Origin of the sequence: Streptomyces sp. NPDC020489, from assembly GCF_044386545.1 — a bacterium.
GTDB lineage: Bacteria > Actinomycetota > Actinomycetes > Streptomycetales > Streptomycetaceae > Streptomyces.
In genome coordinates this window covers 193,843-214,537 of the sequence record NZ_JBIRUZ010000015.1, presented here as the reverse complement: position 1 = coordinate 214,537, position 20,695 = coordinate 193,843, and the positions used below count along the sequence as shown (strand labels likewise).

Below are 20,695 nucleotides of genomic sequence, written 5' to 3'. Positions count from 1 at the left end.
GGGGGCGGGATTGTTGAGGAGAGTGTGCGGTTTTGCCCCCGAGAGAGACGTGCGTGACCCCGGTCACGTTGGCCGGGCAAATCGGACACCATCTTTGTGCACGCGTTCACAAAGACATAGCCTGCATTCGACGGGGCGGTCCAGGTACGCGTGACCGCCTTAAGCCCCGCTCTACCCGCAGGAGCACCGTGGCAACTGGCCGAACTCACCGACCGGCGACCCGCAGCCGAGGGATTCCCGAGGCCACCGTCGCCCGGCTTCCGCTGTACCTCCGCGCGCTGACCGCACTGTCGGAGCGCTCGGTGCCCACGGTCTCCTCCGAGGAGCTCGCGGCCGCGGCGGGGGTCAACTCCGCGAAGCTGCGCAAGGACTTCTCCTACCTCGGGTCCTACGGCACCCGTGGTGTGGGGTACGACGTCGAGTATCTCGTGTACCAGATCTCCCGCGAACTGGGCCTGACCCAGGACTGGCCGGTCGTGATCGTCGGTATAGGAAACCTCGGCGCCGCCCTCGCCAACTACGGCGGGTTCGCCTCCCGCGGGTTCCGGGTCGCGGCCCTCATCGACGCCGACCCGGCCATGGCGGGCAAGCCCGTCGCCGGGATCCCGGTGCAGCACTCGGACGACCTCGAGAAGATCATCGAGGACAACGGGGTCTCCATCGGCGTCATCGCCACCCCCGCCGGTGCCGCGCAGCCCGTGTGCGACCGGCTCGTGGCCGCCGGGGTCACCTCCATCCTGAACTTCGCGCCGACCGTGCTGTCCGTTCCGGACGGCGTCGACGTGCGCAAGGTGGACCTCTCCATCGAGCTCCAGATCCTCGCCTTCCACGAGCAGCGCAAGGCCGGTGAGGAGGCCGCGGCAGCCGACGCCGCCGGTCCGGCCGCCGCCGGTCGTGCCGACTCCGCCGACCAAGAGCCCGACGGGGACGTACCCGCCGTGATGCCGGCATGAGTCTCCTCGTTGTGGGCCTGAGCCACCGCAGCGCACCCGTCAGCGTCCTTGAGCGGGCGGCGCTGAGCGCTGACGCCCAGGTCAAGCTGTTGCAGGACACCGTCGCCGCGGAGCCGGCCACCGAGGCCGCGGTGCTGGCCACGTGCAACCGCATCGAGCTGTACGCCGACGTGGACAAGTTCCACGCCGGTGTCGCCGAGCTGTCCACGCTGCTCGCCCAGCACAGCGGGGTGGGGCTCGACGAACTCACGCCGTATCTGTACGTGCACTACGAGGACCGGGCCGTCCACCACCTGTTCTCCGTCGCCTGCGGGCTCGACTCCATGGTCGTCGGGGAGGGGCAGATCCTCGGGCAGATCAAGGATTCGCTGGCCAAGGCGCAGGACCTGCACACCGCCGGACGACTGCTGAACGACCTCTTCCAGCAGGCCCTGCGGGTCGGCAAGCGGGCGCACTCCGAGACCGGGATCGACCGGGCCGGGCAGTCGCTGGTGACGTTCGGGCTGGAGCAGCTCTCCTCGGGCGCCCCGGTGCAGGACTGGGCGCGCGGCAAGAAGGCGCTCGTCATCGGGGCCGGGTCGATGTCGTCGCTGGCCGCGGCGACGCTGGCACGGGCCGGGGTGGCGGAGATCGTCGTCGCGAACCGGACCGCCGAGCGCGCCGAGCGGCTCGCGGAGATCCTGAACGACGGTTCCGCGGAGACGGGCGTGGTGGCTCGCGCCGTCGCCATGGGCGCCGTGCCCGGCGAGCTGACACGTGCCGACGTCGTGGTGTCGTGCACCGGGGCCACGGGCCTGGTGCTCACCGCCTCGACGGTCGCCGCGGCCCTCTCCGCGTCCGGCGCCGGACGCGGGCTGGTCGCACAGCCCGGCGCCCACGGGATGCCGCCCCGCCTCGAGCCGGCAGCCGCCCTGGGCGCCACGCACACGCGCGGCCCGGGCGAGCAGACCGACGACAGCTGTCCCCTCGACCTGAACTCCGTTCCGGCCACCGCCGGGTTCTCCGTGCTCGGGGAAGCCGCCGTCGCCGGGATGGCCGCCGCCGAGCTCGAACAGCACGCCGCCTGGGTCGACAACGGGGCCGGCCGGACCCACGGCATCGCCGACGAGGCCGAGGCCATCGCCGCGCTGGCCGCCGTCGCCGCCACCGGGGCGCGGATCCCCGAACGGCGCAAGCCCGAGCCGGTCGCACCGCGGCCCGCCCCCGTGCTCTTCCTGCTCGACCTCGCCATGCCCCGGGACATCGACGCCGCCGTGCACCGGATCGGCGGGGTGCGGCTCGTCGACATCGAGTCCCTCGCCGACGCCTCCGCCGACGCCCCGATGGCTGCCGACGTCGACCAGGTGCGGCGTATCGTCGCCGACGAGGTCGCCGCCTTCGGGGCGGCGCTGCGGGCCGCGCACATCACACCCACCGTCGTCGCGCTGCGGACCATGGCAGCCGACGTCGTCGCCGGTGAGATGGCGCGCCTGGAGGGGCGGTTGCCCGGCCTCGACGACAAGCACCGCAACGAGATCACCCAGACCGTCAAGCGTGTCGTCGACAAACTGCTGCACGCGCCGACCGTCAGGGTCAAGCAGCTCGCGGCCGAACCCGGCGGCGCCGGGTACGCGGACGCGTTGCGGACCCTGTTCGACCTCGACCAGGAGACGGTGGACGCCGTGTCCCGCGCCGAGGACAGCATCGAGAAGAACAGCAAGAACCGAGGGTCGGCATGACTGAGAAGGCACTGCGGCTCGGGACCAGGCGGAGCAGACTCGCCCTGGCCCAGTCCGGGCAGGTGGCGGACGCCGTGAGCCAGGTGACCGGACGGCCCGTGGAGCTCGTCGAGATCACCACGTACGGCGATGTGTCGCGAGCCCAGCTCGCGCAGATCGGCGGCACGGGCGTGTTCGTGACCGCGCTGCGGGAGGCCCTGCTCAAGGGGGAGGTCGACTTCGCGGTGCACTCGCTGAAGGACCTGCCCACCGGGCAGCCCGACGAGCTCTCGCTCGCCGCGATCCCCCAGCGCGAGGACCCGCGGGACGTCATCGTCGCCCGGGACGCGCTGAAGTTCACCGACCTGCCCCGCGGGGCGCGCATCGGCACCGGCTCGCCGCGGCGGATGGCCCAGCTGAACGGGTACGCGCGCGCCCACGGCCTCGACATCGAGACCGTCCCGATCCGCGGGAACGTGGACACACGGATCCGGTACGTGCGGGACGGCGAGCTGGACGCCGTCGTACTGGCCGCCGCCGGACTGCGGCGCATCGGCCGGATCGACGAGGTGACCGACTTCCTCTCGGTCGACACGGTTTTGCCCGCTCCCGGCCAGGGAGCACTCGCGATCGAGTGCACCGCGGACAACGCGGGCCTGATCGCCGCGCTCGGAGAGCTCGACGACCCGTTCACGCGGGCCGCCGTGACCGCCGAGCGGTCCCTGCTCGCCGCCCTGGAGGCCGGCTGCTCCGCCCCTGTGGGCGCGCTGGCCGACCTGCTGGCCGACGGGCAGATTGTCAAGGAAATGCGCCTGCGGGGCGTCGTCGGTACCACCGACGGATCTCGCACGGTGCAGTTGTCCACCACCGGTCCCGTGCCCGAGACGCACGACCAGGCGATGGCGCTCGGCCGTGAACTCGCGGCCGAGATGCTCGCCCAGGGCGCGGCCGGTCTGATGGGGGAGCGAGCACTGTGAGCCCCACCGCCCTTCCTGCCGCCGGACCTGCACACGGGCACGTCACCTTCCTGGGTGCCGGACCCGGGGATCCGGGACTACTGACTCTGCGCGCTGTCGAGGCGCTGGCGAACGCGGACGTCCTCGTCGCCGAGCACGAGGTGCTCGACGTCGTACGCGTCCACGCGCGCTCAGGCGTCGCCGTCGTGGACACGGATGCGGATCCCTCGGTGGATCTTCATCCGGGCCCAGGCGCGCCTCAACTGACGGTTGTTGACGGCGCGTCAACAACCGCTGCTGTCCCCGCCGTGCGGGATGCCGCACATCTTGTCATGGAGGCCGCGCGGGGCGGCAGGCGGGTCGTGCGTGCGGTGTCCGGGGACCCCGGGCTCGACGCGTACGCCGCCGAGGAGATGCTCGCGTGTGCCGCCGCCGGGGTGCCCTTCGAGGTCGTTCCCGGTGTCGCCGCCGCGGTCGGCGTGCCCGCGTACGCCGGTGTGCCGTTGCGGGACGCCCAGGGCGCGGACGTGCGGTTCGTCGACGCCCGTACCGCCTCCGACCGCTGCTGGACCGAGGTCGGGGCGTCCGACGGGACGGTCGTCGTCTCCACGACGCTCGACTCCGTCGCCGCCGCCGCGGGTGAGCTCGTCGCCGCCGGGCGCAAGCCCGATACGCCGCTGACGGTGACCGTCGCGGGTACCACCACGCGTCAGCGGACCTGGACCGCCACCCTGGGGACCATCGCCCAGACGCTGAAGCAGGCCAAGGTGCTGCCCTCGCCGGAGGGCGGGCGGCCGGTGATAGCCGTGGTCGGCGAGCGGTCCGCCGCTGCTCAGCGCGAGCAGCTGTCGTGGTTCGAGTCCAAGCCGCTCTTCGGGTGGCGGGTCCTCGTGCCGCGTACGAAGGAACAGGCGGCCTCGCTCTCCGACCAGCTGCGGTCCTACGGCGCCGTGCCGCACGAGGTCCCGACGATCGCCGTCGAACCGCCGCGCACGCCCCAGCAGATGGAGCGCGCGGTCAAGGGCCTCGTCACGGGCCGCTACGAGTGGATCGCCTTCACCTCGGTCAACGCCGTCAAGGCCGTGCGGGAGAAGTTCGAGGAGTACGGGCTCGACGCTCGCGCCTTCGCGGGGATCAAGGTCGCCGCGGTGGGCGAGCAGACCGCCAAGGCGCTCGTCGCGTTCGGTGTGAAGCCGGATCTGGTGCCCTCGGGTGAGCAGTCCGCCGCGGGTCTTCTCGAGGACTGGCCGCCGTACGACCCCGTTTTCGACCCGATCGACCGCGTCTTCCTGCCGCGGGCCGACATCGCCACCGAGACGCTGGTCGCCGGGCTCATCGAGCTCGGGTGGGAGGTCGACGACGTCACCGCCTACCGCACCGTGCGGGCCTCGCCGCCGCCGGCGGACACGCGGGAGGCGATCAAGGGGGGTGGCTTCGACGCCGTTCTCTTCACGTCGTCCTCCACCGTGCGGAACCTGGTCGGCATCGCCGGCAAGCCGCACAACGTGACCGTCATCGCGTGCATCGGTCCCGCCACCGCCAAGACCGCGGAGGAGCACGGGCTCCGGGTGGACGTGATGGCTCCCGAGCCGTCCGTGCACAAGCTGGCCGAGGCGCTCGCGGACTTCGGGCTCAAGCGGCGGGCGGCCGCGGTGGAGGCGGGGGATCCCGTCACGCGGCCCAGTGAGCGGCGGCCGGGGGCTCGGCGGAGGCGTACCACCAGTACGTGATTCTGGGGGGCTGGTCCCTGAGGCTGGGTGCCTGGGCTCTGGTGCGTGGCTCTGGGGGGTGGCGCCTGATCCCAGGTGCGTGGGCTTTGGGGCTGGGTGCCTGGTCTCTGGTGCGTGGGCTCTGGGGGCTGGGTGCCTGGGCTCTGGTGCGGGTGCGTGGTGTGTGGTCAGGTCACCGTGTGGCCGTAGCGGAGCAGGTTGTGGGGGTCGTGCGTCTCCTTTGTGCGGCGTAGGCGGTCGTAGATTTCCGGGGTCCAGGCCCGGGCGCGGTCCTCGGCGTTGCCGGGGGTGCCGTGGAGGTTGGGCATGGTGCAGCCGGTGGCGTACGGGGTCATCGCCTCGTAGAGGGCGGTCGTGGCCGTTTCGATGGCTGCGGCTGCCTCCGGGGTCGCCAGGACGCCCACCGCCTCCAGGAGGTAGGCGGCGTTCCTCGCGCAGACCGCGTCCTCCGTCGCCGTCGGGCGGGACAAGGCGCCGCCCATGTGGCGGAGCTCGACCAGGAGCAGCGGGTGGTCCGGGTGGGCCGGGCCCGCCTGGTCCAGGAGGGCCGTCACGGCGTCGGGGGTCAGTTCGCCCAGGCAGCCGCAGGACTCTCTTGCCGGGAGGGGATCATGGGGGTCCTGGTAGATCATGTCCACGGCCGTGTAGTCCATCTCCGCCACCGTGTCGAAGACCACCGGGGCCGCGGCGCGCAGCGGGGCCAGGAGGTTCTGGCCGTCTGTCTCGTCGCCGGTCCAGGCGACCGCTATGCGGGCCCAGAAGCGGCCGCGCAGGGGCTCGGGGATCTCCGGGAGCGGGGGCAGGCGGAGCAGGGTGAAGCCGGTGCACATCTCGTCGGGGACCGTGGGGGTCCACTCCGCCCAGGCGCGCAGGAGGGGCTCGGCGTCCTCGCCAGCGCAGTAGATGCCGCCGCCGAGGAGGCGGGACAGCCTCGGGAGCTCGGTGGTCATCTCCGTGACGATGCCTACGTTGCCCTTGCCGCCGCGCAGGGCCCAGAAGAGGTCGGGGGCGTGGGTCGCGTCGGCCTCGTGGAGGGTGCCGTCCGCGGTGACCACCTTGAACGAGCGGACCAGGTCTGAGGCGTAGCCGTAGGCCCGGCCGAGGACGGGCAGGCCGCCGCCGAGGGTGTAGCCGACGGCGCCGACGTCTGTGGAGGAGCCGTTGAGGGTGGCGAGGCCGTGGGGGGCGGCGGCGTCTATGACGTGGCGCCACTTCGCGCCTGCGGCGATCGTTGCGGTGCGGGTGGCTGGGTCTATGCGTACGTCCGTCATGCGGGACGTGTTGATCAGCAGGCCGGTCTCTATGGGGAAGTTCGCGCCGTGGCCGGTGGCCTGGACGGCGACGGGGGTGTTTGTGCTGGTCGCCCAGCGGAGGGCGGTGACTATGTCGGCGGTGTCCGTGGCGCCTACGACGATGTCGGGGGTGTGGGTGGGGGACAGGTTGAAGCCGGTGACTTCGGCGGCGTAGGCGTTGTCCGTGGGGCGTAGGACCGGGCCCTTGATCTGTGAGAGGGCGAAGAGGTGTGGGGTGGGCATGGGGTCCTCCTCGGCCGGGGGGGTGGTTCTTTCAGCTTGGACCTGTGGGGTGGGGGGCGCATGTGGGGGCGGCGGTGCGGTGTGTGGGGGTGCGCGCCTGTGCCTGCGGCGGCCTGTGGCTTGTGGGTGGGGGTGCGTGTTGCGCCTCCGCGGTGCGTTGGGGGTCGGGGCCGCACCGGGGGGTGTCCGTCCTCGGTCGGGCGGAACTGTGGGACCAAGCTGTGCTGTCGGTTGGACGCCCGACACTGCGGGCGGGCACCCCCCCGGTACGTCCCCTTCCCGCCGTGGCGCCGGTGCGGGTCGTCTTCGGCTCGCGTCCCCCCTTCCCGCCGTGGCGCCGGTGCGCATCTTTCAGCCCGTCCGGCGTTTGAGGACGAGGCCCCTTCAGGGCCGATGGGGGGTCTGGGGGCGCAGCCCCCAGGAGCGGGGTGGAAGGGGGCGGCAGCCCCTGGGGATGGGACGGGTAGGGGCGGCGGGGGCGAGGAGGGCTCGGGGGCGTCCCGGTGGCCGACGGGGCGTCGGTAAAGGGGGGTGGGGGGCGGGCGTAGCTTAGGGGGATGACGACGTACGGAACCTTTCCCGGCAGTCGGCCGCGGCGGCTGCGGACCTCTCCTGTCATGCGACGGATGGTGGCCGAGACCCGGTTGCACGCCGCTGACTTCATCCTCCCCGCGTTCGTGCGCGAGGGGGTCAGCGAGCCCGTGCCGATCGGGGCCATGCCGGGGGTGGTGCAGCACACCCGGGACAGTCTGAAGAAGGCCGCTGTCGAGGCGGTTGAGGCGGGGATCTCCGGGATCATGCTGTTCGGGGTGCCCGAGGAGTCCAAGAAGGACGCCGTGGGGACGCCGGGGACCGATCCGGACGGGATTCTCCAGGTGGCGCTGCGGGACGTGCGGGCCGAGGTCGGGGACGAGCTGTTGGTGATGTCCGATCTGTGTCTCGACGAGACCACCGACCACGGGCACTGTGGGGTGATCGACGCGTCGGGGCGGGTCGACAACGACGCCACCCTGGAGCGGTACGCCGAGATGGCCCAGGTGCAGGCCGATGCCGGTGCCCATGTCGTCGGGCCCAGCGGGATGATGGACGGGCAGGTCGGGGTCGTCCGTGACGCGCTCGACCAGATCGGGCGGGAGGACGTGGCGATCCTCGCGTACACCGCGAAGTACGCCTCCGCGTTCTACGGGCCGTTCCGGGAGGCCGTCGGGTCCTCGCTGCGGGGGGACCGGAAGACCTATCAGCAGGACCCCGCCAATGTGCGGGAGTCGTTGCGGGAGTTGGCCCTCGATCTGGAGGAGGGGGCCGACATGGTGATGGTGAAGCCTGCCGGGCCCTATCTCGACATCCTGGCGCGGGTCGCCGACGCGGTGGACGTGCCGGTGGCCGCCTATCAGATCTCCGGTGAGTACTCGATGGTCGAGGCCGCCGCCGAGAAGGGCTGGATCGACCGGGACCGGGCCATCCTGGAGACGCTGACCGGGATCAAGCGGGCCGGGGCGCAGAACATCCTCACCTACTGGGCCGTCGAGGCTGCTCGGATGCTGGCGGGTCGGTAGGTTCCGCCGGCAGGGTCGTGGGTTGACGGGGCCTCGACGTCGGTGGGTGGGGTGTCCCGGATCGTGGAAATCTGCTTGTAGGTGGCATTCGTTTTTCTAGGGTGGCGGCATGACTTCTGCTGCTGTCTCCGCGCCTTCGCTCGCCTCCCGGGTCCGGTCCGTCGGGGGGTCGGCGGTGCGGGAGATTCTCGCCGTCACCTCGCGGCCCGAGGTCGTCAACTTCGCCGGTGGACTGCCCGCCCCCGAGCTGTTCGACCGGGAGGGCGTCGCGGCCGCGTTCCGGTACGTGCTGGAGGAGATGCCGGGGCAGGCCCTCCAGTACTCCACCACCGAGGGGGAGCCCGGGCTGCGGGAGGCGCTGGCCCGGCGGATGAGCGGGAGGGGGCTGGTCACCGGGGGCGAGGAGCTGCTGGTGACCACCGGGTCGCAGCAGGGGCTGTCGCTGGTCGCCGCCGCGCTCGTCGAGCCCGGGGACTGCGTGCTCGTCGAAGACCCCTGTTATCTGGCCGCACTTCAGGTCTTCGGGCTCGCGGGGGCCCGGGTCGTCGCCGTGCCGGGGGACGCCGAGGGGCCGGACGTCGAGGCCCTGGCCGAGCTGGTGCGGCGGGAGCGGCCCAAGGTGTTCTACACCGTGCCCACCTTCCAGAACCCCAGCGGGCGGACCATGTCCGCCGAGCGGCGGGCCGCCGTCGCGGAGGTGGCGGGGCGGTGGGGGGTGTGGATCGTCGAGGACGATCCGTACGGGGAGCTGCGGTTCGAGGGGGTACGGCTGCCCTGGATCGCCTCCTACGAGGCGGCGGCCGACCGTACGGTGCTGCTCGGCTCCTTCTCCAAGGTGATGGCGCCGGGGCTGCGGCTGGGCTGGCTGCGGGCGCCCGCCGAGGTCCGGCGGGCCTGTGTCGTGGCCAAGCAGGCCGCCGACCTGCACACCCCGACCGTCAACCAACTGGCCGCCGCCCGGTATCTGACGGACCGGGACCTCGACGCGCACGTGGCCCGCGTCGCGGGCGTGTACCGGGAGCGGCGGGACGCCATGCTGGCGGGGCTGGCGGCGGCCCTGCCGGAGGGGTCCGTCTGGAACCGGCCCGAGGGCGGCATGTTCCTGTGGGCGCGGCTGCCCTCGGGGTACGACACCACCGCCCTGCTGCCCGAGGTCGTGCGCCACGACGTCGCCTATGTGCCGGGGGCGCCCTTCCACGCGGGCGAGGCCGACCGGACCACACTGCGGCTGTGCTTCGTCACCGAGACGCCGGAGCGGATCGCGGAGGGGCTGCGGAGGATGGGTGTGGGGCTTCGGTCCTAGGACTCAAGGAGTGGTGCGGTTGGGGCCGGGGGCTGCCGACGGGGTGGGGCCGTGTGCCTAGGGTTGAGGCATGTCCGACACAGTGGAGTTCGACCTCGACGCGTACCTCGGCCGGATCGGGTGGGAAGGGAGCAGGGTCCCCGACGCGGCGACCCTGCGGGGGCTGCACCTCGCGCACGCGCGCACGATCCCCTTCGAGAACCTGGACGCCGTGCACGGTACGGCGCCCTCGCTCGAACCCGGTGATCTACTGGAGAAGCTGGTCCGCGGCCGGCGCGGGGGCTACTGCTACGAGCACAACACCCTTTTCCTGACCGCCCTGGAGGCACTGGGGTTCGGGGTGACCCGGCTGTCGGCGCGTGTCCTGGTCGGCGCGGACGGGTTGTTCAGCCGTCCGCGCACCCATATGACCCTGCTGGTGGAGGTGGCGGGGGAGACCCGGCCCTACCTCGCCGACGTCGGTTTCGGGGCGGTCGGCGCGCTGCTGGAGCCCATCCCGGTGGTGGCCGGTGAGGAGTTCGAGGGGGCGGGCCGGCGGCACCGGCTGGTGCGGGTCACGCACCGGGGGCCGCTGGACCTGTGGGTGCTGGAGGGCTTCGAGCCGGGCCCGGCGTGGGAGGGCGGTTGGCGGCGGCAGTACGCCTTCACCCTGGACCCTGCCGAGGCGCCCGACTTCGAGGTGTTCAACTGGTTCGTCGCGACCAGTCCCCGCTCGCCGTTCACCCAGCGCCCGTACGTGCAGCGTCTGGACGGTGACCGGCATGTGCTCCTGTCCGGCCGCGAGTTGATCGTGACCTCCCCCGACGGCACCGTCAGCAAGCGGGAGGTGGCCGAGGAGGAGGTCACACGGCTGCTGGCCGAGGAGTTCGGGATCGACGTCCCCCCGGACCCGCGGAGCGGCGCCCCCCGGTCCCTCTAGGACGTCCCGGTCCCTCCAGGGCCTCCTCAGTCCCACCAGAAGGACCAGACCGGCTGGTCGGGCAACTGGCGGGCGGCGTACGCCTCCAGGGTCGGGTCGGTGCCCTGCCAGAGGGTGTCCGGGCAGAACGCGAAGTGCTCGGCGGCCACCGCCTCCGCCTCGGGGAGCGTCCTGGGCGGGGCCGCGACGGAGAGCACGAGGTGGTCGAAGCCGAGCGCCACGACCCGGGTGCCGAAGCGGTCCTCCCAGGAGCGCAGCACCGAGCTCAGGCGGGCCGTGTCCTGGTCGTGGTTCACCGCGCCCGACCAGCCGACGGCCGTCGGGATGTCCGCGCTGCGGCGGGCGGGGACCAGGGCCGGGCGGGGTTCCTTGAGCGGACCGCCGCCCGCGCAGAGGTCGTCGGCGATACCGCTCGCCACCGCGTCCGGGTCGGTGGCGGCGGACGCCGGGCCCGGCTCCGCCAGGCCGGGCCAGGCACCCTCCTCTTCCGTGCCGCACGCCTCCCAGAAGTCGGCCAGCACCTCCTCCGGGTCATGGTCACCCGGATAGGACATCTCGCCCGGCGTCAACTCCCATTCCGCAGGGCCCCCATGGCCCCGCCCGGTGTCCACCAGCACCGGCAGCAGACCCACCGCCCGCGCCGCCCGCCGGAGGACGGACCAGGTGCCCGGGGTCGCCTGGTCGTCGGCCAGCCAGAGCAGGGGCTCGGACCAGCGGCCCTCGACGGTCATGTCGATCAACTTGCCCGGCGGGAGGGCGAGACCGAGGTCGGCCAGCCTCGGCAGCGGGTTCGGGAGTGTTGCCATGGCGACGACTGTAGGGGCCGCCACTGACAACGGCCCGCGAAGATCGCGCGATCCGTGGTGCACGTGGGGCGCGTGGGGCCGGGGATTGCCGTGATCGTCCTGTCCGGACAGGAGTTGAGGTTACGGTGGGCCAGACGCCGTGCGCGGGAACGGGCACGCTGCCAGTGTGACCCCGACCGGAGGGAGACGGCGTGACGGACCCGGGCCCGCCGGTGGACGAGGACGGGGACGCCAGCAAGCCGCTGCCGGTCGGCGGGGGCGCGGGGGTCCCGCAGGAGCGGGGCGGGTACCCGTCGTACGGTCTGTCGTCCGAGGACGAGGAGGCGTTCGGCCGCTTCTACCGCGCCTGCGTGCCGAGGCTGACCGCGTATCTCGTCCACCAGGGCGCGCCGGTCGACCGGGCCGGTGAGTTCGTGCGGGACACCATGGTCGGGGCCTACCGGCAGTGGCGGGACATCAAGTCCCCCGCGAGCTGGGCCTACCAGGTCGCCTACCAGGTGTTCCTGCGGCACGTCATGCGGGCCGAGGAGGGGCCGGGGGAGGGCCCGGAGGAGAAGGGCCCGGTCGAGAAGGGGCCCGTGGTCTCCGGCCTGCCGCACCGGCCTGAGGCCGCCGAGGCCGGGTCACGGAAGCGGCGCGGACACGGCGGGGCGCTCGACCGGCTGTCCCGGTTCCTCGACGTGGACGCGGGGCTGCGCGAGGTGCGGGAGCTGGCCCGGGGGCCCGAGGACGCCGTACCCGGCCCGGGGCTCGCGCCCGACGCCGAAGGCGGTACGGCGGACCCAGGTACGGCGGATCCCGGTGCGGCAGGGCCCGTGGAGCCGCCGTGGCCGGTGGAGGCGGATGTCGCCGAGACCCTGCGCGCGCTCCCCGCCGAGCGGCGGCTGGCCCTGCGCAAGGACCCCGTGATCGCCGCCTGTGTCGTCGGTGAGCTGCTCGTACGGGCGCTCGTCCTCGTCGACGACCTTGCCCGGGACGCCGGGGGTGGCCACGGCGAGCGGTACGTCGGACTCGCCCGGGACTTCGCCCGCGCCCGCACCTTCGACCTCGACGCCGTCCCCACCCGCGAGGTCCGGGCCGTCCTCGCCCTCGCCAGCGTCTTCGCCCGCGCCCTCGTCCACGACCTCGGCCGTGCCGCCCTCCGCCGCGACCACGCCCTCGAAGTCGCCGCCGCCCTCGACGAAGCCGCCCGCTCCGGCAACGCCGACCGGGTCCGGGGCCTGGAACGGGACGCCCGTCCCCTCGCCGACGCGGTCGCCCTGGAAGCGGCCCACCGCCTCGGTCTCGCCGCCCCGGAGGACCTCGTCCTCGCCCTCCTCGACGGCGCGCTGGACGACTTCACCGACGCGGATCTCACCGCCGCCCGCCCCAACGACCCCGCCCTGACCGGCATTCACTGGTCCGAGGGGACCAAGTGGCCGCCGGGCACGGACATCGAGGCCCTGCGGAAGCGGTCAGCGGAGACGGCGCCCTTCTCACGCGTGTACGTACTGGGACGCCGACCCGGAGGAACGGGCCGCTCCGGGACGGGAGTTCGGTCCTAGCCGACCGGGGCGGCGGCGAGGAAGGCCGTCCAGGCCGTCGCGTTCACCTGGAAGGTGGGGCCGTCGGGCGTCTTGGAGTCGCGGACGTGGACCGTGTTCTCGGCGTGGGCGACTTCGAGGCATTCGCCGCCTTCGCTGCCGCTGTAGGTCGACTTGAACCACTGAAGTGCCTCGGTGCTCATTGCTCTCCTAGCAGACGGTCCAGCAGGCCCTTGGACTCCAAGGGGGACAGGGCCTGTGCTCGCAGCATCGCATACTTGCGCGCGAGCCTGGACACCTCATCTGCGTCGGAAACCCATTGGCTGCCGCGTTGGCCCTCGATGTAGGCCAGGTGCTGGTGGTCCGCGGTCTCCAGGAGGACGAAGGGACCGTCGAGGCCGGCGTGCGAGGGGCTCCCGGCGGGCAGGAACTGGATGGACACGCAAGGGAGTTCAGCGCAGGCGCGCAGATGGTCGAGTTGTTCGGCTCGCACCTCGGGACCCCCGATGCCCAGATGCAGGACCGGCTCCCAGATCACGAAGCTCAGCGTGGGCGGAGTCTCCCGCTGCATGATCTCCTGCCGCTCGATGCGGGCTGCCGCCTTCGTCTGGATCTCCCCTTCGCCATGTGCCGGAACCCGCTCCCGCAGCACCGTCTCCGCGTACGCCCGTGTCTGGAGCAGGCCCGGCAGTACCTGGTTGGCATACAGGGACAGCGCGATCGCCTCCCGCTCATGCTCCATGTACAGCTCCGCCCACATCGGGAACTGGTCGATCTCCGGCAGGTTCGCCACCCCCACGGACAGCATCCCCTTGGTCTGGAGCGCGTCGTCCAGGCGGGCCGCGAGGTCCGGTTTCAGGGCCCTTCTGCCCTGCTCGATCGACGCGAGTGTCTCGTCGTCGACCCGTACGAGTTCGGCCAGGGCGGCTTGCGTGTAGCCCGCGACGCGGCGAGCCGCGCCCAGTTGCTTGCCCAGCATCTTCATCGAGGTCAGGTTCTTCGGCCGCGGCGGCTTCTTCGCGCTCATGCTGGTCTCAATCCCCCAGGGCACCCGTACGTCACCGGGGGAGAGCCCGTACAAAAAAACTGTACGGGTCCACTCGCTGCTGCCGACCGGTGACCCTGCGCGACATTCTTCCCGTGAACGACGAGAGGCAAATCCCCTACCAGCGAGATCAGTTCTACGCCCGGGACCGCCGTTCCGTCGCCGCGGCCAGGCGGTTCGCCCGGTGGTCGCTGACGTACTGGGAACTGGCCGACTGGGAGCGCGCCGACGACGTGTCGCTGTGTGTGAGCGAACTGGCGACCAACGCGCTCGTGCACGGGGCGCCGCCGGGACGGGGGTTCCTGCTGCGGGTGCGCTACGACGGCTGTGTGGTGCGGGTCGAGGTGCACGACAGCGGGGGCGGGGAGCCGTACGTCTCGGAGCTGCCCGGCGACGGCGAGGGTGGCCGCGGGCTGTTCCTGGTCGCGGCGCTCGCCGACAAGTGGGGTGTGGGACAGCGCAACCCCGGCAAGGTGGTGTGGTGCGAGTTCGTCCACCCTGCCGGGGTCGCGCTCAGCTAGTCAGAGCTTCTCGGGCGTCCGGATGCCCAGCAGGGCCATGCCCTGGTGGAGGGTGCGGGCCGTCAGGTCGCACAGCAGCAGCCGGTTCTCCACGACCTCCTGTGCCGGGCGCGGCCTGATCACCGGGCACTGGTCGTAGAACGAGGTGAACAGCGACGCCAGTTGGTACAGGTACGCCGCCAGCTTGTGCGGCGCGTACTCCGCCGTCGCCTCCGCGAGCAGTTCGCCGAACGCGTCCAGGTGCAGGCCCAGGGCCCGCTCCGCCGGGGCGAGTTCGAGCTCCGGGTGGGCGACGGGGCCCGCGCCCTCGGCCTTGCGGAGGATCGACCTGATCCGGGCGTACGCGTACTGGAGGTAGACCGAGGTGTCGCCGTTCAGCGAGACCATCTGGTCCAGGTCGAACTTGTAGTCACGGTTCGGCGAGGTCGACAGGTCCGCGTACTTCACGGCGCCGATGCCGACGTACCGGCCGTTCTCGACGATCTCCTCCTCGGTCAGGCCCACCTTCTCGGCCTTCTCGCGGACCACGGCCGTGGCGCGCTCCACGGCCTCGTCGAGCAGGTCCTCCAGGCGGACCGTCTCGCCCTCACGGGTCTTGAACGGCTTGCCGTCCGCACCCAGCACGGTGCCGTAGCCCATGTTGTGCGCGGTGACCTCGTCGGTCAGCCAGCCGGCGCGGCGGGCCGTCTCGAAGACCATCCTGAAGTGCAGGGACTGGCGTACGTCGACGACGTAGAGCAGCGAGGTGGCGTGCAGGTCGACGACCCGGTTGCGGATCGCGGTCAGGTCGGAGGCCGCGTAGCCGAAGCCGCCGTCCGCCTTCTGCACGATCAGCGGGACCGGCTGGTCGTCCTTGCCGCGGATCTCGTCGAAGAAGACCACGAGCGCGCCGTCGGAGCGTTCCGCGACGCCCATCTCCTCCAGGAGGCGGGCGGTCTCGGGCATGCCGTCGTTGTACGCGGACTCGCCGACGATCTCGTCGTCCCGGATCTCCATGTCCAGCTTCTCGAAGACGGAGTAGAAGTAGACCTTCGACTCGTCCACGAACTGCTGCCAGAGCTCCAGCGTCTCCTTGTCGCCGGACTGGAGCGCGACGACCCGCCTGCGGGCGCGCTCCTTGAACTCCTCGTCCGCGTCGAAGACCGCGCGCGAGGCCTTGTAGACCCGGTTCAGGTTCGACATGGCCTGCTCGCCGTCGACGTCGTCGGCCGGGGCCAGCTCGCCGGGGTGCTCGAACAGGTACTGGATGAGCATGCCGAACTGGGTGCCCCAGTCGCCGATGTGGTGCCGGCCGATCGTCCGCTCGCCGGTGAAGTCGAGCATGGAGCGCAGGGCGTCGCCGATCACCGCGGAGCGGAGGTGGCCGACGTGCATCTCCTTGGCGACGTTGGGCTGGGCGTAGTCGACGACGGTGATGCCGGGGTTGTCCTTGAGGGGGACGCCGAGCCGGTCGCCGTCGGCGGCGCGGGCGGCGAGCGTCTCGATGATCGCCCGGTCGGTGAGGGTGATGTTGAGGAAGCCGGGGCCGGAGACCTCGACGTCCTTGATCACGTCGCCGGTGGTGACGCGGGCGACGACGTCCGTGGCCAGCTCGCGCGGGTTCGCCTTGTTCTTCTTGGCGAGGGCGAGGATGCCGTTGGCCTGGTAGTCGGCCCGGTCGCTGCGTCGGAGGAGCGGGTCGACGTCGGTCTCCGGCAGGACGGCGGAGATCGCGGACGTGAGCTGCTGCTCTACGGAAGCGGTGAGGGACTTGACCGGGGCCATGGGTGTGGGTGCCGTTCTGGTCGGGGCCGGATTGACAGTGCCCGTCAGTATCCCACGGGGGCGCAAAGGGGTTTTTCCGTATCGATGCCGGGTGCGGGGCCGGTGGGAACTTGTCGCGCCCGCGCGGCGGAGCCGCATGTCGATACAGCCCCGCGCCCCTAAGGAGGCGGCTGCGCCGCCTATCGGGGGTTGTCGCGCCCGCGCGGCGGGAAGGCGGCTGCGCCGTCTGTCGGGGGTGAGGGCTTAAGGCGTTTTCCTTGTTGGCGGGCTTGCTGGGAGAATGGCCGGGTCGGCCGGAGACCGTACCGGCTGCTTCAGGAGAGAGAAGGACGTGCCCCGTGGCTCAGAGCACCGAGACCACCGACTGGGTCTCCCGTTTCGCGGATGAGGTCATCGAGGAGTCGGAGCGTCGGGCCCCGGGCAAACCGGTCGTCGTCGCGTCCGGACTGTCCCCCTCGGGGCCGATCCACCTCGGGAACCTGCGCGAGGTCATGACCCCGCACCTGGTCGCCGACGAGATCCGGCGCCGCGGCCACCAGGTCCGGCACCTGATCTCCTGGGACGACTACGACCGCTACCGCAAGGTGCCGGCCGGCATCGCGGGCATCGACGACTCCTGGGCCGAGCACATCGGCAAGCCGCTGACCTCGGTGCCGGCGCCGAAGGGGTCCGCGCACCCGAACTGGGCCGAGCACTTCAAGGCCGCCATGGTCGAGGCGCTCGCCGAGCTCGGGGTCGAGTTCGACGGGATCAGCCAGACCGCGCAGTACACCTCCGGGGCGTACCGCGAGCAGATCCTGCACGCCATGCGGCACCGCGGGGACATCGACGCGATCCTCGACCAGTACCGGACCAAGAAGGCTCCCGCGAAGAAGCAGTCGCAGAAGCCCGTCGACGAGGCCGAGCTGGAGGCCGCCGAGGGCTCCGGCGCCGCGGACGAGGACGACGGCTCCTCCGGGTCGGCCGGGTACTTCCCGTACAAGCCGTACTGCGGCAACTGCGAGAAGGACCTGACGACCGTCACCGCGTACGACGACGACAGCACCGAGCTGACGTACACCTGCGACGCCTGCGCCTTCTCCGAGACCGTTCGGCTGAACGAGTTCAACCGCGGCAAGCTGGTCTGGAAGGTCGACTGGCCGATGCGGTGGGCGTACGAGGGCGTCGTGTTCGAGCCCAGCGGCGTCGACCACTCGTCCCCCGGGTCCTCCTTCCAGGTGGGCGGGCAGATCGTCGGGATCTTCGGCGGCAAGCAGCCCATCGGGCCCATGTACGCCTTCGTGGGCATCAGCGGCATGGCGAAGATGTCGTCGTCCAAGGGCGGTGTGCCGACCCCCGGCGACGCGCTGCGGATCATGGAGCCGCAGCTGCTGCGCTGGCTGTACGCCCGCCGCCGCCCCAACCAGTCCTTCAAGATCGCCTTCGACCAGGAGATCCAGCGGCTCTACGACGAGTGGGACAAGCTGGACGCCAAGGTCGCCGACGGGTCCGCGCTGCCCGCCGACGCCGCCGCGCACTCCCGCGCGGTGCGCACGGCCGGCGGCGAGCTGCCCCGGACCGCCCGGCCGCTGCCGTACCGGACGCTGGCCTCCGTCGCGGACATCACCGCCGGGCACGAGGACCAGGCGCTGCGCATCCTCAGCGAGCTGGACCCCGCCGACCCGCTGACGTCCCTGGCCGAGGCCCGGCCGCGGTACGACAAGGCCGAGGCGTGGATCAACACGCACGTGCCCGCCGACCAGCGGACCATCGTGCGCGACGAGCCCGACACCGAGCTGCTGAAGTCCCTGGACGAGGCGTCGGCGGAATCCCTGCGGCTGCTGCTGGAGGGCCTCGCCGACCACTGGTCGCTCGACGGGCTGACCCACCTCGTCTACGGGGTGCCCAAGGTGCAGGCCGGGTTCTCCGCGGACGCGACGCCCAAGGAGCTGCCGCCGGAGATCAAGACCGCCCAGCGGACCTTCTTCGCGCTGCTCTACCACCTGCTGGTGGGCCGTGACACCGGTCCCCGACTGCCCACACTGCTGCTGGCGGTGGGCCAGGAGCGGGTGCGGAACCTGCTCGGGGCGTAGGCGCCGGTCATCGAACGACGACGGGGGCGCCCGGTGAGATCACCGGGCGCCCCCGTCGTCGTACGGGAGGAGGCTGGTCAGGCGATGTGGTCCTCTTCCAGTTCCGCGTTGTAGCGGTTGGTGAAGCGGTTGACCATGCGCTTGGCCTCGTCCGGCGGGAGCAACAGGCTGAACTCGGCCTCGACGTTCTCGCTGAACTCACGCGGCGTGGGGTAGCCGCTGCCGCTTATCGACTTCTTGAAGACCTGGTAGTAGGCCTCCTCGTCCGGCTCCGGGCTGCCGCCGCCCTCGCCGAGCTCACGCGTGCGGCTCGGGCTCACCGGGATGGGAAAGCTGCCGGTCTCCTCCGGGGAGGGCTCGGCGTACGTCGGCTGCTGCCGTTGCTGGTACGCCTCGGCCTGCTCTTGTTCCGCGTACCACTGGGCGTACTGGTCCGGGTCGTACTCGGGGTCGTAGTCGCCCTGGTACTCGATCTGCTGAGGAGTCTGGAACCAGGGGCTCTCCTCCGGGACCGGCTCGTACTCCGGCTCGGGAGCGGGGGCCGTCTGCCGCTGCGGGGCGGGCGGCGCCTCCACGGCCCGCTGCGGGGCCGGGGCCACGGCCTCCGGCTGCGGCGCCGGCGGCAGCAGCGCGGGCTCTATGCCCGCCGCCGCCAGGCCCGCCGGGGCCGTCTGCGCCAGCGGGACGCCGTAGCGGGCCAGGCGCAGCGGCATCAGGGACTCCACCGGGGCCTTGCGGCGCCAGGCGCGACCGAAGCGGGAGCGCAGCCGCGCCTGGTAGACCAGCCGCTCCTGCTCCAACTTGATGACCTGCTCGTAGGAGCGCAGCTCCCACAGCTTCATGCGGCGCCACAGCAGGAACGTCGGCACCGGCGAGAGCAGCCAGCGGGTGAGGCGGACGCCCTCCATGTGCTTGTCGGCGGTGATGTCCGCGATCCGGCCGATGGCGTGCCGGGCGGCCTCCACGGAGACCACGAACAGGATCGGGATCACCGCGTGCATGCCCACACCGAGCGGATCCGGCCAGGCCGCCGCGCCGTTGAAGGCGATCGTGGCCGCCGTCAGCAGCCACGCCGTCTGCCGCAGCAGCGGGAACGGTATGCGGATCCACGTCAGCAGGAGGTCCAGCGCGAGCAGGACACAGATGCCCGCGTCGATACCGATCGGGAAGACGTAACTGAAGTTGCCGAAGCCCTTCTGCAGGGCCAGTTCACGGACCGCCGCGTAGGAACCCGCGAAGCCGATGCCGGCGATGATCACTGCGCCGAACACGACCACGCCGATGAGAACGCGGTGCGTCCGAGTCAGCTGCATTGGCGCGGCCACCCGTACTCCCCTCCCCTTGCGTGTTGTTGCGCGCAACAGAGTGGCACATGTGTGCGGCGCACGGATGGCCGGTAGTGGACGTCAGCCTTCCGGCGGTCCTCGTCGGCCCGGACGTCAGGCCTTCTTCGCCGCCGAACTGGACGGGGAGGCGGACGCCGAGGGGGACTTGGTGCCTGACCCGGAAGCGGACTGCGACGGCTTGGCCGAACCGGCCTTGCCGCCGCCCTCGTTCGCCTCGGTCACCGAGGCCACCGCCTCCTTGGCCGCCTTCTTCACCAGCTTCGCCAGGCTGTCGGCGCTCGGCGACTTGTCACCGGCCAGACCGGCGCCGTTGTAGTCGATGGTGACGACGACGTTCTCGACGCGCGTGACCAGCGTCTGCTGCTTGAAGGTGCCTTCCTTCTTCTTCAGCTCGTACGTCACCAGCGTCGCCGCCTCACCGGTACCGGTGACCGGCGCGGCCTTGGCGTCCTTCGCGCCCTCCACCGCCTGGGCGTCCTGGACCTGCTTGTCGAAGTACTCCTGCGCGAGCTTGTCGCCCTCGCCGCGGGTGGCGTCGGAGTCGAAACGCAGCAGCGAGACGTTCAGCCAGCGGAACTGGGAGCCCTTGACGCCGTTGTTGTCCAGGCTCGACCAGGAGCAACTGCCGCGCGTCGCCACATCATCCGAGGTGCCCTGCTTGCCGGACTTGGAGGCCTTCGGCACGAGATCGCCGAGCGTGTCCTTCGACAGGGTGTCGCACGCGTCCGGCAGCGAGCTGTACGCCGCCGCCTGCACGGTCGGCGACGCGCTCGCGGAGACCGAGGTCTCGGCGCTCTTCGCGCCGCCCGCGTCGTCCGAGCCGGAGTCCGAGGAACAGCCGGCCGCCACCAGCATCACCGGGACTGCGGCCGCGCCGAGAAGAACGCGGTTGAGCCGGTTCGTGCGCCTGCCACCGTTGTCTCGCTGTGCTGCTCGCTGCATGGTTCCTTCACTCATGACGCTGCTCGT

The 20,695-nt window shown here is 71.8% G+C and carries 17 protein-coding genes; 10 read left to right on the top strand and 7 right to left on the bottom strand.

Going from position 1 to position 20,695, the window contains the following annotated elements:
• Window positions 1-188 precede the first annotated feature (188 nt).
• Genes ACH41F_RS33960 through ACH41F_RS33945 form a run of 4 tightly spaced genes read left to right on the top strand, consistent with a single transcriptional unit; the run spans window position 189 to window position 5,336 of the window.
• A complete protein-coding gene (locus ACH41F_RS33960; protein WP_391245317.1) occupies window positions 189-953 on the top strand; it encodes a redox-sensing transcriptional repressor Rex in 765 nt (254 codons plus the stop codon).
• On the top strand, window positions 950-2,671 hold the full coding sequence (locus ACH41F_RS33955; protein ID WP_391245320.1) for a glutamyl-tRNA reductase: 1,722 nt from the start codon (window positions 950-952) through the stop codon (window positions 2,669-2,671). The genes ACH41F_RS33960 and ACH41F_RS33955 overlap by 4 nt, the downstream gene beginning before the upstream one ends.
• Entirely contained in the window at window positions 2,668-3,627 is a 960-nt protein-coding gene (gene hemC / locus ACH41F_RS33950) for a hydroxymethylbilane synthase (RefSeq protein WP_391245323.1), read from the top strand. Before ACH41F_RS33955 ends, hemC begins: the two co-directional genes overlap by 4 nt.
• Window positions 3,624-5,336, top strand: a complete 1,713-nt coding sequence (locus ACH41F_RS33945; RefSeq protein WP_391245327.1) for a uroporphyrinogen-III synthase — start codon at window positions 3,624-3,626, stop codon at window positions 5,334-5,336. Before hemC ends, ACH41F_RS33945 begins: the two co-directional genes overlap by 4 nt.
• Window positions 5,337-5,503: 167 nt before the next feature.
• On the opposite strand, the gene ACH41F_RS33940 is transcribed toward ACH41F_RS33945, so the two are convergent.
• On the bottom strand, window positions 5,504-6,871 hold the full coding sequence (locus ACH41F_RS33940; protein WP_391245329.1) for an FAD-binding protein: 1,368 nt from the start codon (window positions 6,869-6,871) through the stop codon (window positions 5,504-5,506).
• Between the two features lie 557 nt (window positions 6,872-7,428).
• Between ACH41F_RS33940 and hemB the strand changes: the two genes are divergently transcribed.
• The 3 genes from hemB to ACH41F_RS33925 all read left to right on the top strand — a co-directional run bounded on the left by hemB (window position 7,429) and on the right by ACH41F_RS33925 (window position 10,649).
• Window positions 7,429-8,427: a porphobilinogen synthase gene (hemB, locus tag ACH41F_RS33935; RefSeq protein ID WP_391240196.1), complete on the top strand. Its 999-nt coding sequence runs from the start codon at window positions 7,429-7,431 to the stop codon at window positions 8,425-8,427.
• 109 nt (window positions 8,428-8,536) lie between these two features.
• Window positions 8,537-9,730: an aminotransferase class I/II-fold pyridoxal phosphate-dependent enzyme gene (locus ACH41F_RS33930; protein WP_391240193.1), complete on the top strand. Its 1,194-nt coding sequence runs from the start codon at window positions 8,537-8,539 to the stop codon at window positions 9,728-9,730.
• Between the two features lie 70 nt (window positions 9,731-9,800).
• Window positions 9,801-10,649 carry an arylamine N-acetyltransferase gene (locus tag ACH41F_RS33925; protein WP_391240189.1) on the top strand — a complete coding sequence of 283 codons (849 nt, stop codon included), beginning with the start codon at window positions 9,801-9,803 and terminating at the stop codon, window positions 10,647-10,649.
• Between the two features lie 26 nt (window positions 10,650-10,675).
• Here ACH41F_RS33925 and ACH41F_RS33920 read toward each other — a convergent pair whose 3' ends face one another.
• Window positions 10,676-11,455, bottom strand: a complete 780-nt coding sequence (locus tag ACH41F_RS33920) for a DUF4253 domain-containing protein (RefSeq protein ID WP_391240187.1) — start codon at window positions 11,453-11,455, stop codon at window positions 10,676-10,678.
• 191 nt (window positions 11,456-11,646) lie between these two features.
• Between ACH41F_RS33920 and ACH41F_RS33915 the strand changes: the two genes are divergently transcribed.
• Window positions 11,647-12,999: an RNA polymerase sigma factor gene (locus ACH41F_RS33915; RefSeq protein ID WP_398838929.1), complete on the top strand. Its 1,353-nt coding sequence runs from the start codon at window positions 11,647-11,649 to the stop codon at window positions 12,997-12,999.
• On the opposite strand, the gene ACH41F_RS33910 is transcribed toward ACH41F_RS33915, so the two are convergent.
• Complete coding sequence (locus tag ACH41F_RS33910) at window positions 12,996-13,181, bottom strand: DUF397 domain-containing protein (RefSeq protein ID WP_391240181.1); 186 nt, start codon at window positions 13,179-13,181, stop codon at window positions 12,996-12,998. The two genes, ACH41F_RS33915 and ACH41F_RS33910, sit on opposite strands and share 4 nt — an antisense overlap.
• Entirely contained in the window at window positions 13,178-14,005 is an 828-nt protein-coding gene (locus ACH41F_RS33905; RefSeq protein ID WP_391240178.1) for a Scr1 family TA system antitoxin-like transcriptional regulator, read from the bottom strand. The genes ACH41F_RS33910 and ACH41F_RS33905 overlap by 4 nt, the downstream gene beginning before the upstream one ends.
• A 113-nt stretch (window positions 14,006-14,118) precedes the next feature.
• Between ACH41F_RS33905 and ACH41F_RS33900 the strand changes: the two genes are divergently transcribed.
• On the top strand, window positions 14,119-14,544 hold the full coding sequence (locus ACH41F_RS33900) for an ATP-binding protein (protein WP_398838927.1): 426 nt from the start codon (window positions 14,119-14,121) through the stop codon (window positions 14,542-14,544).
• Here the strand turns inward: ACH41F_RS33900 and argS are convergent, their stop codons facing one another.
• Complete coding sequence (argS, locus tag ACH41F_RS33895; RefSeq protein ID WP_391240172.1) at window positions 14,545-16,308, bottom strand: arginine--tRNA ligase; 1,764 nt, start codon at window positions 16,306-16,308, stop codon at window positions 14,545-14,547.
• A 338-nt stretch (window positions 16,309-16,646) separates the two neighbouring features.
• Between argS and lysS the strand changes: the two genes are divergently transcribed.
• Window positions 16,647-18,380 carry a lysine--tRNA ligase gene (gene lysS, locus ACH41F_RS33890; RefSeq protein WP_391240169.1) on the top strand — a complete coding sequence of 578 codons (1,734 nt, stop codon included), beginning with the start codon at window positions 16,647-16,649 and terminating at the stop codon, window positions 18,378-18,380.
• Window positions 18,381-18,457: 77 nt separating this feature from the next.
• Here the strand turns inward: lysS and ACH41F_RS33885 are convergent, their stop codons facing one another.
• Window positions 18,458-19,693 (bottom strand): DUF2637 domain-containing protein, encoded by a 1,236-nt coding sequence (locus ACH41F_RS33885; RefSeq protein ID WP_398838925.1) that lies wholly within the window; start codon window positions 19,691-19,693, stop codon window positions 18,458-18,460.
• A 126-nt stretch (window positions 19,694-19,819) separates the two neighbouring features.
• Window positions 19,820-20,668: a DUF3558 family protein gene (locus ACH41F_RS33880; RefSeq protein WP_391240163.1), complete on the bottom strand. Its 849-nt coding sequence runs from the start codon at window positions 20,666-20,668 to the stop codon at window positions 19,820-19,822.
• Between the last annotated feature and the right edge of the window lie 27 nt (window positions 20,669-20,695).